Genomic DNA, 14,102 nt, shown 5'->3' with positions numbered 1-14,102 from the left:
TGGGCAGTTCTGTGACCAGAACAACATAGTTAGCGTCCTAACTATTAGCGTACGATGTGAATATGGCCGCGCCGACCGCTCCGGAGATCGACCCCCTCGCCCTCGAGCAGCAGGTCTGTTTCGCGCTGAGCATCACCAACCGCGCCGTCCTAGCGGTCTACCGGCCGCTGTTGGAGCCGTTGGGGCTGACGCATCCGCAGTATCTGGTGATGCTGACGCTCTGGGATCGCCAGAAGGCCGGTCAACAGAAACCGCTGTCGGTCAAGGAGATTGCCGCCACGTTGCAGTTGGATTCGGCGACGCTGTCGCCGATGCTCAAGCGCCTGGAGGCGCTCGGCCTGATCACCCGCACCCGAAACGCCGTCGATGAGCGCACCACCGACGTCAAACTCACCGACAGCGGTACCGCCTTGCGCCGGCGAGCATGCAAGATCCCGCCCGCCGTCGTCGCGCGGCTGGGCGTCGGAATGGACGAACTTCGGCATCTGCATCAGGTGCTGACGCGCATCAACTCGGCCGCCTTGGCGGCCGGCGCACTACAGACCTAAACAACGCAGGAGCAACCATGACCACCACCAAGCCCAACCTTTGGCAGTACATCGGCTATTCGTACGGTCGACGCCTACCGGATTCGATGCGCACCTGGGTCGCGAACGACCTGGCGGGCTGGGGAGCCGTGCGCCGGCACATGATCCGGTGGGCCATCCCGCCGCTGTTCGTGCTCGCACCGTTCTGGCTGCTGCCCGCTTCGCTGTACGTGCACACGGAGATGACGGTGCCGCTCTACATCTGGGCGCTGCTGATATCGCTTGCGCTGAACAAGGTTTGGCGCCGGCACCGGCTGGCGCAGCATGGCCTCGACCCAAACTTGGTCGACGTGATCAAGCGCGAGAAAGAGTCGAAGATGCACGAGGACTACGCCCGGCGTTACGGGCCGCGTCCCGAGTCGGCCAGGTGGCAGGACAACAGCAACCCGTTCAATTAGCCGACTACACCGCGACGAGGTCGTCGGCGTGCACCGCCGGCCGGCGCAGCTCCCCGGGCAGATCGGTGGTCGATCGGCCCATCATGGTGGCCAGCTCGGTCGCGTCGTAGGCGACCACGCCCCGGGCCACCATGGTCGCGTCCGGCCCGCGCAGTTCGACGACGTCCCCGGCATAGAACCGGCCGGAGATGGTGGTGATGCCGGCAGCCAGCAGGGAGCGGCGTTGCCGCACCACCGCGCGCACCGCGCCGTCGTCCAGCATCAGCGAACCGGCGGCCTCGGCGGCGTAACGCACCCAGAACCGGCGGGCCGACATCCGGACCGGGCGCGGCGCGAACACCGTTCCGCTCGAGGCGTCGCTGAGCGCGGTCGCGGCGTCGGTCGCCGCGGCCAGCAGCACCGGGACGCCGGCGTCGGCGGCCAGCAGCGCCGACGACATCTTCGACGCCATGCCGCCGGTGCCCAGGTCGCTGCCCGGGCCGGCGACCACGCCGTCCAGGTCCACGGCGCCGGACACTTCGGGGATAAACCTGGCGCCCTTGGTTTTTCGCGGATCGGAGTCGTAGAGGCCGTCGATGTCGGAGAGCAGCACCAGCGCCTCGGCGCCCACCAGGTGGGCCACCAGCGCCGAGAGCCGGTCGTTGTCGCCGAACCGGATCTCGTTGGTGGCCACCGTGTCGTTTTCGTTCACGATTGCCACCGCGTGCAGTGCGCGCAGCCGGTCCAGGGTGCGCTGGGCGTTGGTGTGTGAGGCCCGCACCGAAATGTCGTGCGCAGTCAGCAGCACCTGCCCGACCGTGCGGCCGTAGCGGGCGAACGCCGCGCTCCAGGAGTTGACCAACGCCACCTGGCCGACGCTGGCGGCGGCCTGCTTGGTCGCCAAATCCTTTGGGCGACGGGATAATCCGAGTGGTTCGATACCCGCGGCGATGGCACCGGACGACACGATGACGACGTCGGTGCCGGCCTTCATCCGCGCCTCGATGGCGTCGGCCAGTCCGGCCAACCGGCCGGCGTCGAACACCCCGGACGGTGTGGTCAGCGCGTTGGTGCCGACCTTGACGACCAGACTGCGCGCGGTTCGGATGGTTTCGCGGTGGGCGCTCATTCGTCGTCACCGTGTTGGCGGCGCTGACGACGGGCTTCCTTGCGCTCGGCGGCCCCGATTCGTTCGCTGCGATCCAGCCGCGCGTCGGTGCCGCGGCCGGACAGCGCAACGTGTTCTCCCGCAGGCGTTTGCGGCTCCCAGTCGAACGTCATTTCGCCGATGGTCACGGCGCAGCCCGGTTTCGCGCCGAGCTTCAGCAGTTCCTCCTCGACACCGAGGCGCGCCAGGCGATCCGCGAGGTAACCCACCGCTTCGTCGTTGTCGAAGTTGGTCTGGCCGACCCACCGCTCGGGCCGTGCGCCGGTGACGACGAACCCGCCCTCCCCGTCCGGCTCGACGGTGAAACCGCTGTCGTCGACGGGCAGCGGTCGGATCACCGGGCGGCGCGGCACGATCTGGGGCCGCGCGGCGTTGTACTCCGAAATCATCTGCCAGAGCCCGAAGACCAAGGGCTGCAGCCCATCACGGGTGATCGTGGACACCAGGAACACCGGCCAGCCGCGCGCGGCGATCTCGTCGCGGACGAATTCGGCAAGCTCACGGGCCTCGGGCACGTCGATCTTGTTGAGCACCACCGCCCGCGGCCGTTCGGCCAGGTCGCCCAGCACCGCGTCCCCCTGCAGGGTCGGGGTGTACGCGGCGAGTTCTGCTTCGAGCGCGTCGATGTCGGAGATCGGGTCGCGGCCGGGGTCCGCGGTGGCGCAGTCGACGACATGCACCAGCACGGCGCATCGCTCGATGTGGCGCAGGAATTCCAGGCCCAGGCCACGCCCCTCAGACGCCCCCGGGATCAGCCCCGGCACGTCGGCGACCGTGAAGGTGTGCTCACCCGCCGACACGACGCCGAGGTTGGGCACCAGCGTGGTGAACGGGTAGTCCGCGATCTTCGGCTTGGCCGCCGAAATCGCGGACACCAGCGAGGATTTCCCGGCCGAGGGAAACCCGATCAGGCCGACGTCGGCGACGGTCTTGAGCTCCAGCGTCAGGTCGCGGGCCTGGCCCGGCTCGCCGAGCAGCGCGAAGCCCGGGGCCTTGCGGGCGCGCGACGCGAGCGCGGCGTTGCCGAGGCCGCCGCGGCCACCGGCGGCCGCCTCGAAGCGGGTGCCGGCCCCCACCAGGTCGGCGAGCAGGCGGCCGCGTTCGTCCAGGACGACGGTGCCGTCGGGGACTTTGACCTCCAGGTCCGCGCCGGCGGCGCCGTCGCGGTTGTTGCCCATCCCCTGCTTGCCCGAGGGCGCGGTGACGTGCGGGTGAAAGTGGAAGTCCAGCAGGGTGTGCACCTGGGGGTCGACGACCAACACGATGCTGCCGCCGCGGCCGCCGTTACCGCCGTCGGGGCCGCCGAGCGGCTTGAATTTCTCGCGGTGGACCGACGCGCAGCCGTTGCCGCCCGAACCCGCGCGCGCGTGGATGACGACGCGATCGACAAACCGGGGCATCGAGGGTCCTCTCAACTACCGCGGGCGCCGATGCGGGCCGGTGCCCGCGGCCGGACGCAGCGCCCGGGCCGGGCCCGGGCAAAAACGCCTAGTCGGTGGTTTGCCCGGCCGCGACGATGCTGACGGTCTTGCGGCCGCGCTTGGTCCCGAACTCGACCGCACCGGATTCCTTGGCGAACAGGGTGTCGTCGCCGCCCCGCCCGACGTTGACGCCGGGGTGGAACTTGGTGCCGCGCTGGCGGACGATGATCTCGCCGGCCTTCACGACCTGGCCGCCGAACCGCTTCACGCCCAGCCGCTGCGCGGCGGAGTCGCGGCCGTTGCGCGAGCTGGAAGCGCCCTTCTTGTGTGCCATGTGGTCCTCGCTACTTGATCCCGGTGACCTTCAGGACCGTCAGCTGCTGACGGTGACCCTGACGCTTGTGGTAGCCGGTCTTGTTCTTGAACTTGTGGATGCGGATCTTGGGGCCCTTGGTGTGCTCGAGCACCTCGCCGGTCACCGCGACCTTGGCCAGCGCCGCGGCGTCGCTGGTGACCTTGGCGCCGTCGACGACCAAGGCGACCGGCAGCGTCACGTTGGCGCCCGGCTCGGAGTCCAGCTTCTCGACCTTGACGACGTCTCCGACGGCGACTTTGTACTGCTTGCCGCCGGTCTTGACGATTGCGTACGTCGCCATCGTTGCTCCTGCCTCTTTCCTTCGCGCGCGTGCCACCGGCTCGTTCGTGGTGGGTCTGGGGTGCGGGTCCGCGCCGGTCACCCGGGAGTCCCGCCCGTCGCCGGCCATAGTCTGGTTGACCTGCCCTGACGACAACTGTCCAAGGGTACGTGACCAGCGGCTACAGGGTCAAACCGGCTCGCCTGACCGCTCGGGTGACGCAGGTCAGTCGACGTGGATCGGCGGGCCGGCCGGCCTGCCCGCCGCGCGGCGGCGGCGCGGGCGGCCGAAGCCCGCTCCCGCGTCACCGGCCGCGCTGGTGTCCTCGTCGTCGAGGTCGTCGTCGTCCTCGTCATCGTCCTCGTCGTCCTCGTCGTCATCGTCGTCCACGTCGAGGTCCTCGTCATCGAGGTCGTCATCGTCGTCGTCGAGGTCGTCTTCGTCCTCATCCTCATCGCTGTCGCTCTCGCCAAAGTCCTGGCCGTTGTCCTCGAAGTCGTCCCGGTCGGCGTCCGCCACGGCCGCGTCGGGCGGCACTTCGGCCTCGCCGTCGACCTGGGCGATGACTTCCTCGGCCGTCTCCTCGGGCTCCCCGCCATCCTGGGACACCGCCTCCGACGTCCCGGACGTGCCGGCCGCCATCGCCTTGAACATCGGGTGTTCCCCGGGCGTGTGGGCCGGCAGCACCTTGGCCACGGTGGGCTCCTCGGCGCCCTTCTTCTTCGACCGCCTGCCCCGGCGGCCACCGGATTCGGATTTCCGGCCGTTGGACGGGGCCGAATCCACCGGATCGCTGTGCAGCAGCAGGCCGCGGCCGCCGCAGTTCGGGCACGTCGACGAGAACGCCTCGATCAGCCCGGTGCCCAGCCGCTTGCGGGTCAGTTGGACCAGGCCCAGCGATGTCACCTCGGAGACCTGATGGCGGGTGCGGTCACGGGCCAGCGACTCGGTCAGCCGGCGCAACACCAGGTCGCGGTTGGACTCCAGCACCATGTCGATGAAGTCGATGACCACGATGCCGCCGATGTCGCGCAGCCGCAGTTGGCGCACGATCTCCTCGGCCGCTTCCAGGTTGTTCTTGGTGACGGTCTGCTCGAGGTTGCCCCCGGATCCGGTGAACTTGCCGGTGTTGACATCGATCACCGTCATCGCCTCGGTGCGATCGATCACCAGCGTGCCGCCCGACGGCAGCCACACCTTGCGGTCCATCGCCTTGGCGAGCTGTTCGTCGATGCGGTGCACCGCGAACACGTCGGGCCCGGTCGAGTCGTCGGGTCCGGTGGCGGGCTCGTACTTGGTGAGTTTCGAAACCAGTTCTGGCGCAACGGCGTTCACGTACTCGTTGATCGTGTTCCAGGCCTCGTCGCCGGAGACGATCAGGCCGGCGAAGTCCTCGTTGAACAGGTCGCGGATGACCTTGACCAACACGTCGGGCTCTTCGTAGAGCGACACCGCGGCGCCGGCGGCCTTTTGTTTGGTTTCGGCGGCCTTGGCCTCGATCTGCTCCCAGCGTTCCTGCAGGCGGGTGACGTCCTTGCGGATGTCCTCCTCTTTGACTCCCTCGGACGCGGTGCGGATGATCACCCCGGCGTCGGACGGCACCACCTCGCGCAGGATCTCCTTGAGCCGCTGGCGTTCGGTGTCGGGCAGCTTGCGGCTGATCCCGGTCGACGACGCGCCAGGCACGTAAACGAGGTAGCGGCCGGCCAGTGAGACCTGCGTGGTCAGCCGGGCGCCCTTGTGGCCGACCGGGTCCTTGCTGACCTGCACGACGACGTAGTCGCCGGGCTTGAGGGCCTGTTCGATCTTGCGGTCCGACCCGCCCAGTCCGGCGGCCTCCCAGTTGACCTCCCCGGCGTAGAGCACGCCGTTGCGGCCGCGGCCGATGTCGACGAAGGCCGCCTCCATCGAGGGCAGCACGTTCTGCACGATCCCGAGGTAGATGTTGCCCACCAGCGAGGCGGAGGCGGCGGAGGTCACGAAGTGCTCGACGACGATGCCGTCTTCCAGCACCGCGATCTGCGTGTAGCGCGCGCCCGGATGCGGTGGCTCGGTGCGGACCCGGTCGCGCACGACCATCATCCGCTCGACGGCCTCGCGGCGCGCCAAGAACTCGGCCTCGGTCAGCACCGGCGGGCGGCGCCGCCCGGCGTCGCGCCCGTCGCGGCGGCGTTGCCGCTTGGCCTCCAGCCGGGTGGAGCCGTCGATGCCCTTGATCTCGGCGTTTGAGCTGCCGCCCTCGTCGCCGTTCTTGCCGCTGCGCGGCGGGCGCTCGTGCACCACGGTGTTGGGCGGATCGTCCGGCGACGGACCCTCGTCGCCGTCGTCGCCGGCCCCCGACTTGCGCCGTCGGCGCCGGCGGCGGCGCCGACTGGCGGCCTCGGAGGATCCGTTCTCGTCGTCGCCGGCGTCGGAGTCGTCCTCGTCGGTGTCCTCGGAGTCGGCGTCCTCGTCTATGTCTTGGCCGTCGGCGCCGCCCTGTTCGCCGCGGCCGCGGCCCCGGCCCCGGCGGCCGCGCCGCCGCCGCCGGTTGGCGGGCCGGTCGGCCTGTTCGTCGTCGTCGCTGTCGGAATCGTCGGAGTCGGCCGAATCGTCGTCGGTGTCGCGCTCGCCGCCGATCTCGACCGGCTGCGGCGCGACGAACAGCGGCATGTAATCCCTTCCCGCACTTGAGGCGTCGAGCAGCAGGGGTTGTTGTGCGGCGGCGGCGCTGCTGAACCCCGGGATGTTGGGCAGGGGTTGGGCGAAGAGCAATTCGCGCACCTTGATCGCGTCCTCGCGGTCCACGCCGGAGTGCACGTTGCGGTCCCGCCCGTCGATCGCGGTGAGCGCCGCCAGCACCTCTTTGTTGGTGCTTCCCAGCGCCCGTGCCAGCTGGTGGACCCTCAGGCGGTCGGGCAGGTCCTCGTTGTGGGCCGGCTCTCGTGACGAGTCTGTGGGCGGTGCACTGTCTACCACGTATTCTCCTTTAGCCCCCGGGCGCGTCGTTTCGACGCGGCCACGCGAGGGCTTCGCTATAGGCCCGGGTCGCTTCTCCCAGGCTTGTGATGGTCTCGCCCCGAGCGGCTCAGGTAGAACTCACTCGGCGCCGTACTGAATGTAGGCCTGACATGCGGCGCAACATCGCGGGGGCGCGATGGTCGCGCTTGTCTAAGTCTTCATTCGGGTGTCCGAAGCCGGTCCGGCGACGTTCACCCGCTGTCAGTATCCCACATCACTTCCAGTGCCCACCCGCGCCCGATCCGCGCGCGTCAGCAAACGCCGCCGAGGCCCCGGTGTGGCCCGGATTGCCCCGGCGCTAAATTCCGGGAAACCAGAGCGCGATCTCGCGCTTGGCGGAATCTTCCGAATCGGACCCGTGCACCAGGTTGAACTGCGTCTCCAGCCCGAAATCGCCCCGGATGGTGCCGGGCGTGGCCTTGTCCACCGGGTCGGTACCGCCCGCGACCTGCCGAAACGCTGCGATCGCGCGCGGCCCCTCCACGATCGCCGCCACCACCGGCCCCGAGGTGATGAATTCCAGCAACGATCCGAAGAAGGGCTTGCCCTCGTGTTCCGCGTAGTGCTGGCCGGCCAGCTCTTCGCTGACGTGCCGGAGCTCCAGCGCCGCGATGGTGAGGCCTTTCCGCTCGATGCGGCCGATGATCTCGCCGATCAGATGCCGCTCGACGGCGTCCGGCTTGATCAGTACCAGGGTCCGTTCGGTCACGGCGGACAGCGTACAGAACCGATTCGCGTCTAGCTTGGCGGCGACTGACGCCGCCGGACCTCGGCCCGGAAGTACGCGATCAGCGCCCATAACCCGGTGAACAGCACGCCGATGAATCCCACCCCCGGGTAGATGGCGAAACCGGCGAGCAGCACCACCTGCACGGCCAGGTTCACCCAGATCGCCCACGGCCTGCGCTGCAGCCCGGCCAGCAGGATCAAGACGACGGCCAGGCCGATCAGATAGACCAGCGACGCGGCGTTCAGGCCGCCGCCGACGGCGCCCACCACCGGAATCGCCAGCAGCACCACGATCGCCTCCAGGACCAGCGTCGCGGCCATCACGCCGCCGAAGCTCTTCCAGGGGTCGGGTCTCTGGTCTGTCATTGCGGGTCTCGACCGAACAGGGTCCGCGCGGCTCCGGCGGTGACCACCGAGCCGGTGACGACGATCCCCGTGCCCGAAAGCGATTCCGCCTCACCGATTTCCGTGGCCGCCTCGTCGACCAGGGCCGTCGCGACCTCGACAGCGTCGCGCAGGTTTTCCGCCGTCGCCACGCGATCGGGCCCGAACCGCTCACGGGCGGCCAGCGCCAGCGACTCGACATCCAGCGCGCGCGGCGAGCCGTTATGGGTCACGACAACCGAATCGAACGCGGGCTCCAGCGCGGCGAGGATGCCGTCCACGTCCTTGTCGGCCATGATGCTCAGCACGCCGACCAGGAACCGGAAGTCGAACTCGCCGGCCAGCGTCTGCGCCAGCGCCGTCGCCCCGGCCGGGTTGTGGGCGGCGTCGATGAACACCGTCGGCGCGCTGCGCAGGCGTTCCAGCCGGCCGGGGCTGGTGACCGCGGCGAAACCGGCCCGGACCGCCTCGACGTCGAGCTGTCGCTGCGCGCCCGCCCCGAAAAAGGCCTCGACCGCCGCGAGCGCCACCACCGCGTTGTGGGCCTGGTGTTCGCCGTGCAGCGGCAGGTAGACGTCCGAGTAGACGCCGCCCAGGCCCTGCAGCTGCAGCACCTGCCCGCCGATCGCGACCTGGCGGCCCAACACCGCGAACTCCGAGTCCTCCCGGGCGACCGCGGCGTCGGCGCGCACCGCCTGGGCCAGAAGCACCTCCATGGCCTCCGGCGCCTGCCGCGCGATGACGGCGACGGTGTCCGGGGCGCCCTCGGGCGCCTGATGGATGATGCCGGCCTTCTCGCCGGCGATCCCGGCGAGGTCGCCGCCGAGGTATTCCACGTGGTCGATGCCGACGGGGGTGATGACCGCGACCGGCGCGTTGATCACGTTGGTGGCGTCCCAGCGGCCGCCCATGCCCACCTCGACCACCGCCACGTCGACGGGCGCGTCGGCGAACGCGGCGAACGCCATCGCGGTGAGGACCTCGAACTTGCTCATCGCCGGGCCACCGTCAGCTTGTGACTGTGCGTCGACCATCTGCACGAACGGCTCGATCTCGCGGTAGGTCGCCACGTATTGGGCCGGGCTGATCGGCTGCCCGTCGATGGCGGTGCGCTCGACCGCCGATTGCAGGTGGGGGCTGGTGGTCCGGCCGGTGCGCCGGCCCAGCGCGGTCACCAGGGCGTCGACCATGCGCGCCACCGAGGTCTTGCCGTTGGTGCCCGCGACATGGATGGACGGATACCCGAGCTGCGGCGACCCCAGCAGGTCCATCAGGGCGCTGATCCGGGTCAGGCTGGGCTCGATGCGGGTCTCCGGCCAGCGTTGGTCCAGCAGGTGCTCGACCTGCAACAGGGACGCGATCTCATCCGGTGTGGGAGCCGCGCTGTTGGCCCGCTCGGGCGGCTCCAAAGTCATTGCAGCGCGGCCAGCCTGGCGTTGATCCGGTCGGTTTCCTCCTGCGCGACGCGCTGGCGGTCGCGGATCTTGGCGACGACCTGGTCGGGCGCCTTGGCCAGGAAGTCGGCGTTGCCCAGTTTGGCGGCCGTGGACGCCAGCTCCTTTTGCGCCGCGGCCAGATCCTTTTCCAGGCGCCGGCGCTCGGCGGCGACGTCGATGGTGCCCGACGTGTCGAGTTCGACGACGACGGTGCCGCCGGACAGGCGCACCTCCACCGACGCGGACGGCTGAAAATTCGGCTCCGGCGCGGTGAGCCACGCCAGCGACGTCACCGCCGCCACCTGGCCGCTCAGGTCGGAGGCTTCCACGCCGGCCAGCCGGGCGGGCACCTTCTGCCGATCGGCCAGCCCCTGGTCGCTGCGGAACCGGCGGACCTCGGTGACGAGCCGCTGCATGTCGGCGATCCGTTGCGCGGCAACGGGATCCAGGGCGATGCCCGAGGCCTTGGGCCACTCGGCGATCACCAGCGACTCCTGGTCGGTGAGGGCCTGCCAGAGCGCCTCGGTGAGGAACGGGATGACCGGATGCAGTAACCGCAGCAACGTGTCGAGCACCGCGGCCAGCACGGCGGTGGTGTGGGCGAGGCCCTCGGCGAGCTGCGTCTTGGCCAGTTCGACATACCAGTCGCAGAATTCGTCCCACGCGAAGTGATACAGCGATTCGCAGGCGCGGCTGAACTCGTAGCCGTCGAAGGCCGAATCCACTTCTGCGCGAACCTCTTCCAGACGCCCGAGGATCCACCGATCGGCGTCGGTCAGGTCGTCATGGGCCGGTAGCTCCGCGAGCGCGGCCCCGTTCAGCAGCGCGTAGCGGGTGGCGTTGAACAGCTTCGTGCCGAAGTTGCGCGACGCGCGGACGGCATCCTCGCTGACGGACAGGTCGCCGCCGGGGTTGGCGCCGCGGGCCAGCGTGAACCGCAGGGCGTCGGCCCCGAACGCCTCCATCCAGTCCAGTGGGTCGATGACGTTGCCCTTGGACTTGCTCATCTTGCGGCCGAACTCGTCGCGGATCAGCCCGTGCAGGAAAATATCGGTGAACGGCACCTGCGGGCCCCGGCGGCCGCCGAGCGTGATGGCGTCGTCGCCGCCGACGAAGGTGCCGAACATCATCATCCGCGCGACCCAGAAGAACAGGATGTCGTAGCCGGTGACCAAAACGCTTGTGGGGTAGAACTTTTCCAGCTCGGGGGTCTCCGCCGGCCAACCCAGCGTGGAGAACGGCCACAGCGCGGAGGAGAACCAGGTATCCAGCACGTCGGGGTCCTGCTCCCAGCCCTCCGGCGGCGCCTCGTCGGGACCGACGCAGACCTGCTCGCCGTCGGGCCCGTACCAGATCGGGATGCGGTGGCCCCACCACAGCTGCCGCGAGATGCACCAGTCGTGCATGTCGTCGACCCAGGCGAACCAGCGCGGCTCCAGGCTGGCGGGGTGAATCACGGTGTCCCCGTTGCGAACCGCGTCACCGGCGGCCTTGGCCAGCGATTCCACCCGGACCCACCACTGCAGCGACAGCCGCGGTTCGATCGGCTCGCCGCTGCGCTCCGAATGCCCGACGCTGTGCAGGTAGGGCCGTTTCTCCTCGACGATCCTGCCCTGCGCTGCCAGCGCTTCGCGCACGGCGACCCGCGCCACGAAACGATCCATTCCGTCGAATTGCGTTCCGGTGTCGGCGATCCGGCCCTTGGTGTCCATGATCGAGATCATCGGCAGCTCGTGCCGGAGCCCGATCTCGAAGTCGTTGGGGTCGTGCGCGGGCGTCACTTTGACCGCGCCCGTGCCGAATTCGGGGTCGACGTGCTCGTCCGCCACGATGAGGAGCGGACGGTCTACGAAGGGGTGCGGCAGGCTGGTTCCGACCAGGTGGCGGTACCGCTCGTCGTCGGGATGCACCGCGATCGCGGTGTCGCCGAGCATCGTCTCCACCCGGGTGGTGGCGACCACGATGTGCGGCTCGGCGTCGTCCAGCGAGCCGTACCGGAACGACACCAACTCGCCCTCGACGTCGAGGTAGTTCACCTCGAGGTCCGAGATCGCCGTCTCGAGGACTGGTGACCAGTTCACCAGCCGCTCGGCCCGATAGATCAGACCCGCGTCGTAGAGCCGCTTGAAGATGGTGCGCACCGCGCGCGAGAGGCCCTCGTCCATGGTGAAGCGGTCGCGGCTCCAGTCCACGCCGTCGCCGAGCCGGCGCATCTGGCCGCCGATGGCACCGCCGGACTCCCGCTTCCAGTCCCACACCTTGTCGACGAACAGCTCCCGGCCGAAGTCCTCCTTGGTCTTGCCGTCGACCGCCAGCTGCTTTTCCACCACGCTCTGGGTCGCGATGCCCGCGTGGTCCATGCCCGGCTGCCACAGCACCTCATAGCCCTGCATGCGCTTTCGCCGGGTCAGCGCGTCCATCATGGTGTGCTCCAGCGCGTGGCCCATGTGCAGGCTGCCGGTGACGTTGGGCGGCGGCAGCACGATCGAGTAGGCGGGCTTGGAGCTGCTCGCGTCGGCCTTGAAGTAGCCCGCGTCCAGCCACTTCTGGTAGATCGCGTCCTCCATCGCGGCCGGATCCCACGACTTGGGGAGCTGGTCGGCGGCGGGGTGGGGGGTGGCGGTCACCGGTCAATTCTAGGGAGACTCGAATTGCCCGCGCTTCAGCGGTCGAATCCGCAGCTGCGCCCATGGACGTGGTCGCCCTGTCGCGAGTCGAGCGGTCGGAGCCCCGGGGGTCACCCGGCCAGCCGGTCGACCCGCAGCGACACACCGGCGGCTGGAAATCGCGCCAGCAGTGCGTCGCCCATCGCGGCCGCGGGCGTCAGCACGCCGAGCAGATCGGAGAGCTTGTCGCGATCCAGCGCGAGGGCCAGGCCGCACTCCCCCAGCAGCACCGAGGTGGCCTTGTAGCCCGGGTCTCCGCGCTGCTCCATGCGCGCCACGTAACGGGCGCCCGCGGTCGTGGTGGTGTAGGTCTCGGTCCGGTAGTAGCCACGCTCGCGCGTCTTCGCGCTGGGACCGGTCCCCGGTTTGGGAACGACCCGGTCCACCAGGCGGCGCGGCAGCAGCCGGAAGTAACGGCTGCTCAGCTCGAACATCGCGTTACCGACGCCGCCGAGGACCGCCGACGCCACCGGTGCGAGGGCCGACGACCCGACGCTCATGTTCTCGTCGTAGCGGAATCCCCGGCCGTATGCCCAGTCCAGCAGGGCGTTGCTGCGCCGAACGATCCGGGTGTTGTAGGGCGCCATCAGGAATCCGGCGGTCCACACCCCGGCCAGTTCCGGCGCCAGGCGGTCGCCGCGGCGCCACGGCAGGTCGGGCTGGCGGCCGAGTTCGGGTTCGGCGGCGCGGTCGGTGCTCAACGTGTAGGGGTCGGCGAGCTGGCGGCGCGCGTCGGGATCGCTCGAGGACGTCTGCAGCACCTCGAGCAATGTGGCGTAGGTGCCGCCGGAAAATCCGCCGCGCAGGGAACGCACCACGAAGTGGGTGTCGCCAAGCTCCCCGGCGCCGTCCCGCTGCGCCGCGCGGTACAGCGCGTACACGCTCAAATCCGACGGGATCGAGTCGAATCCGCAGGCGTGCACGATGCGGGCACCGGTGTCGGCGGCCTGCTTGTGGTGTAGATCGATGCTTTCGCGGACGAACAACGCCTCACCGGTCAGGTCGGCGTAATCGGTGCCCGCCGCCGCACAGGCGGCCACCAGCGGCAGCCCGTACCGGGCATACGGGCCCACCGTGGTCACGACAACCCGGGTTCGGGCCGCCATCTCGTCCAGCGTCGACGGGGACGCGGCGTCGGCGGTCAGGACGGGCCAGTCCCGCGCCGCGTCGCCCAGGGTGTCGCGGACGGCGCGCAGCCGGTCCGGTGACCGGCCCGCCAGCGCGATCCGGGTGCCGGCTCCGGCGCGGGACAGGTACTCGGCGGTCAGCTTCCCGACAAACCCGGTCGCCCCGTACACGACGACGTCGAATTCGCGCGGCGTTGCGGTCACCGACCCGACGCTACGCCCGCAAACAAAGCCCTAAACAAGTAGTGCCGGGCCCGATGGCCCGGCACTACTTGTACCTCTATTGACAGCGCAGGTCAGCCGCGGCGACCGCAGACCGGCCAGGCGCCGATGCCCTGCGAGTGCAGCACGTTCTCGGCCACCCGGATCTGCTCCTCACGGCTCGCGCTGGCCGGAGAGCCCGAGCCACCGTTGGCGTGCCAGGTGCTCGAGGTGAACTGCAGACCGCCGGAGAAGCCGTTACCGGTGCTGATGCCCCAGTTGCCACCCGACTCGCACTGCGCGATGGCGTCCCAGTTCACGCTGTACGCCTTGTGAACCGGCGGAGGGGGCGGCGCGTCCGGCGCCGGCGG

Annotated in this window: 13 protein-coding genes; 2 read left to right on the top strand and 11 right to left on the bottom strand. The window is 69.8% G+C overall.

The features are described 5' to 3' along the window. The first annotated feature begins 62 nt into the window (after positions 1 to 62). Both N415_RS03190 and N415_RS03185 read left to right on the top strand, forming a co-directional pair. Positions 63 to 548, top strand: coding sequence for a MarR family transcriptional regulator (locus N415_RS03190; protein ID WP_068177156.1), 486 nt, complete (start codon positions 63 to 65; stop codon positions 546 to 548). Positions 549 to 565: 17 nt separating this feature from the next. Next, entirely contained in the window at positions 566 to 985 is a 420-nt protein-coding gene (locus N415_RS03185) for a DUF5313 domain-containing protein (protein ID WP_068177153.1), read from the top strand. A gap of 4 nt (positions 986 to 989) precedes the next feature. On the opposite strand, the gene proB is transcribed toward N415_RS03185, so the two are convergent. The 11 genes from proB to N415_RS03130 form a co-directional block, all read right to left on the bottom strand. After that, positions 990 to 2,093, bottom strand: coding sequence for a glutamate 5-kinase (proB, locus tag N415_RS03180; protein WP_068177152.1), 1,104 nt, complete (start codon positions 2,091 to 2,093; stop codon positions 990 to 992). After that, positions 2,090 to 3,532, bottom strand: coding sequence for a GTPase ObgE (gene obgE, locus N415_RS03175; protein WP_068177149.1), 1,443 nt, complete (start codon positions 3,530 to 3,532; stop codon positions 2,090 to 2,092). The genes proB and obgE overlap by 4 nt, the downstream gene beginning before the upstream one ends. An 88-nt stretch (positions 3,533 to 3,620) precedes the next feature. Then, complete coding sequence (gene rpmA / locus N415_RS03170) at positions 3,621 to 3,887, bottom strand: 50S ribosomal protein L27 (protein ID WP_068104066.1); 267 nt, start codon at positions 3,885 to 3,887, stop codon at positions 3,621 to 3,623. A 10-nt stretch (positions 3,888 to 3,897) separates the two neighbouring features. Next, positions 3,898 to 4,209 (bottom strand): 50S ribosomal protein L21, encoded by a 312-nt coding sequence (rplU, locus tag N415_RS03165; RefSeq protein ID WP_067158787.1) that lies wholly within the window; start codon positions 4,207 to 4,209, stop codon positions 3,898 to 3,900. 204 nt (positions 4,210 to 4,413) lie between these two features. Continuing rightward, positions 4,414 to 7,146 carry an Rne/Rng family ribonuclease gene (locus N415_RS03160; protein ID WP_068177147.1) on the bottom strand — a complete coding sequence of 911 codons (2,733 nt, stop codon included), beginning with the start codon at positions 7,144 to 7,146 and terminating at the stop codon, positions 4,414 to 4,416. A 340-nt stretch (positions 7,147 to 7,486) separates the two neighbouring features. Further along, complete coding sequence (ndk, locus tag N415_RS03155) at positions 7,487 to 7,897, bottom strand: nucleoside-diphosphate kinase (protein WP_068129860.1); 411 nt, start codon at positions 7,895 to 7,897, stop codon at positions 7,487 to 7,489. A gap of 29 nt (positions 7,898 to 7,926) precedes the next feature. After that, complete coding sequence (locus tag N415_RS03150) at positions 7,927 to 8,283, bottom strand: DUF4233 domain-containing protein (protein WP_068104057.1); 357 nt, start codon at positions 8,281 to 8,283, stop codon at positions 7,927 to 7,929. Continuing rightward, a complete protein-coding gene (locus N415_RS03145; RefSeq protein ID WP_068177145.1) occupies positions 8,280 to 9,716 on the bottom strand; it encodes a folylpolyglutamate synthase/dihydrofolate synthase family protein in 1,437 nt (478 codons plus the stop codon). Before N415_RS03145 ends, N415_RS03150 begins: the two co-directional genes overlap by 4 nt. Then, positions 9,713 to 12,364 (bottom strand): valine--tRNA ligase, encoded by a 2,652-nt coding sequence (locus N415_RS03140; RefSeq protein WP_068177143.1) that lies wholly within the window; start codon positions 12,362 to 12,364, stop codon positions 9,713 to 9,715. The genes N415_RS03145 and N415_RS03140 overlap by 4 nt, the downstream gene beginning before the upstream one ends. Before the next feature lie 110 nt (positions 12,365 to 12,474). Continuing rightward, the gene (locus N415_RS03135) at positions 12,475 to 13,734 is read right to left on the bottom strand and encodes a trans-acting enoyl reductase family protein (RefSeq protein WP_068177141.1); all 1,260 of its coding nucleotides are present in this window, start codon (positions 13,732 to 13,734) and stop codon (positions 12,475 to 12,477) included. Positions 13,735 to 13,826: 92 nt separating this feature from the next. Next, a partial coding sequence (locus N415_RS03130) for a transglycosylase family protein (protein WP_193376395.1) occupies positions 13,827 to 14,102 on the bottom strand: 276 nt, incomplete at its 5' end.

Source organism: Mycobacterium sp. UM_CSW, from assembly GCF_000455205.1.
Taxonomy (GTDB): domain Bacteria; phylum Actinomycetota; class Actinomycetes; order Mycobacteriales; family Mycobacteriaceae; genus Mycobacterium.
This window is presented reverse-complemented; position numbering and strand designations above follow the sequence as displayed.